Origin of the sequence: Paracoccus aminovorans, from assembly GCF_001546115.1 — a bacterium.
Classification (GTDB): Bacteria; Pseudomonadota; Alphaproteobacteria; order Rhodobacterales; family Rhodobacteraceae; genus Paracoccus; species Paracoccus aminovorans_B.
Genome location: NZ_KQ955210.1, coordinates 1 through 2,300, shown reverse-complemented (window position 1 = coordinate 2,300; position 2,300 = coordinate 1). Strand labels below are relative to the sequence as shown.

General features: G+C 57.4%; 1 protein-coding gene and 1 pseudogene. One reads left to right on the top strand and one right to left on the bottom strand.

Features of this window, described 5'->3' with window-relative positions:
- Positions 1 to 548 (bottom strand): annotated as a pseudogene (locus ASV56_RS17875) (IS5 family transposase); the annotation flags it as partial.
- A gap of 986 nt (positions 549 to 1,534) precedes the next feature.
- Between ASV56_RS17875 and ASV56_RS17870 the strand changes: the two are divergent.
- Positions 1,535 to 2,300: hypothetical protein (locus ASV56_RS17870; protein WP_156429238.1), on the top strand; the 766-nt coding region annotated here is incomplete at its 3' end.

Below are 2,300 nucleotides of genomic sequence, written 5' to 3'. Positions count from 1 at the left end.
CTTGTCGGAGTCATAGCCGCGATCGGCCAGCAGGATGCAAGGCTCCGGCAGGTTGTCGTCCATGACCAGATCAAAGCCCAGGTAGTCCGATGTCTGGCCCGGCGTGATGTCCGACCTCATTGGCAGCCCGGCAGCATTGACGCGCAGGTGGACCTTGGTCGTGAAACCACCTCTTGAACGGCCAAAACCCTGTCTTGGAGTCCCCCTTTTGCGCCCGCTGCCTGATGATGGGCGCGGATCACGGTGCTGTCGATCATCTGGAGCGCATCCGGCACGATCCGACTTTCGTTCAGCGCTTCGAGGATCTGCTCCCACAACCCCGCCAGGGTCCAGCGCCGGAACTGGCGGTAGACACTGGACCACTTCCCGAACTCTTCTGGGAGGTCGCGCCAAGGAGAGCCGGTCCGCGCGATCCAGAAAATCCCATCAAGAACAAGGCGGTGATTTGCGGGCTTGCGCCCGTTCGGGGCGCGCACGGCCAGAATGAAGCGCTCATGAAACGCCCATTCCTCGTCCGACATCAGGTCTCGTGCCAAGCTGGTCTCCATTGCAGGTACCAGCTTGAATCACGATCAGGCCACCCTGTGAATCCCTTTTGTCAACACCACCTAGGCTATTACGGCACCTTCCTGTCGACCATCGGCGGCATCATTGTCGCGGATTTGCGAGCTGCAGCCCCGCCTTTCGTCGATTTGGTCGGATGGGGGCCGCGGCCAGACGAAGCCGCCTTCCGCGCCGCGATCTGGGAGGCTTCCAGGCGCGACATCGCGAAACTCCTGAGCAAAATGTTGCCAGCTGCCGCATCCGCAGGCAGCAGCACCAGCCCCGGCGGACCAGCCGCGCTTCGGCCGGCGCGGCACCTTCACGATGCAAATATACATAATATCCTGCTTTCTCCGGTTAAATATCGCGATGCAACAATCAAAATCGACATAATCGCCGCCCTGCCCTTTTGCGCTGTCATTGAAATTTCAAGGAGATTGCCGCGAAGCGTTATTGACGCTTCTTCTGTCAGGCTCTATTCGTCCGTCCAACGAAAAGCCCTGAGGGCTGCCCTTCAAGCGAGCCCGGCAGGGGCAGGTCGGCTTCATGGTCGCGCGGTTTTGTTTGCGCGCCATATTGTTTATTTCCCATGTAATCGCTAGAGGTGAAGTTCTTATCTCTGTCTGGGGGCAAGGTTATGCACTCGATCGTGCTTGTGCAGAGTGGACTGAAAGAGGCCATCGACGAATTGATCCGGATGGATTCAGTAACATGCGTTGAAATCAATGGCGCAGAGGCGGGCGAGTTCCTGCCACTTGCGCAACAGCCTTTGGCAATTTCCCGAAAAAAGACCACAAGCAGGAAAGCCATTAGACTGCCCGTCCAGATGGGCGGAAAAAGCGGGGCTGACAGATTGATGCGACCGAGCAGGGATTCAGATCAGACGGGATCCGGGCAAGGCCAGGGCATATTGGCCGAAATTAATTCACATTCTGGAAGCTGGCCTTCCCTGCCAACCAATTGCACCCAAGTATAAATCGGATATCCGAGCATGACCGTGAACAAGCAGACTGCACCCGAAGCGACGCGAGACCAATGCCGTTCGGAACCCGCGTCTTCGCCAGCAAGCCTTGCGGGCTCGAGCATGGCCTCTCGTATATTGGACAATCCCACCGACAGGTCGCTCATATCGCGGTTTTCCCTGGAATCGGGTGTCGCCAGGACATGCGAGGATCTGATCTCGCTTCAAATCGAGGCTGGGAGGATCATTCAGAGCGCCCTCCTCACCCTCGCGGAAATGGACGAAAACATCAGAGTGTCGAAACTATTCCCTGGCATGCGCGCGAAAAGCCTGCAGGCTCCAGGCATGAAGATCGTCGCCGAGGTATGGAAGGCGGTCGCGGATGGCAAACCGATTCCCATTCCCCGCGCCAGCATAACCAGGGATGATGCGAAGGCCTATTGGATCCTCAAATCGCCAGATCTCAGGATCATCCCCTACAATACGCAAGAACGATCAGAAATTGGCTTCCTTCAGGAGGCCGGGCTGGATCCGGGGATGCTCAACGAGGTGGTCGCGCAGTTCCTGACCCCTGGCACGACATGGACGGATGCTCTGCAGTGGGCTGATTTTTCCACGCCGACAGCACAGAAAACTGTAGAAAGCATCGAATCTTTCTGTGGCTATCAGGATCGCTGCCTTGCCGAAGGCAGCCTGATATTCCGGGATCCTTTCACGGGTAGCCCATTGCACCCGATCGACAGCTGCCTTCTGTTCGGCAGAAGCTGCTATCTATATCAAGGCCGACACCCGATGT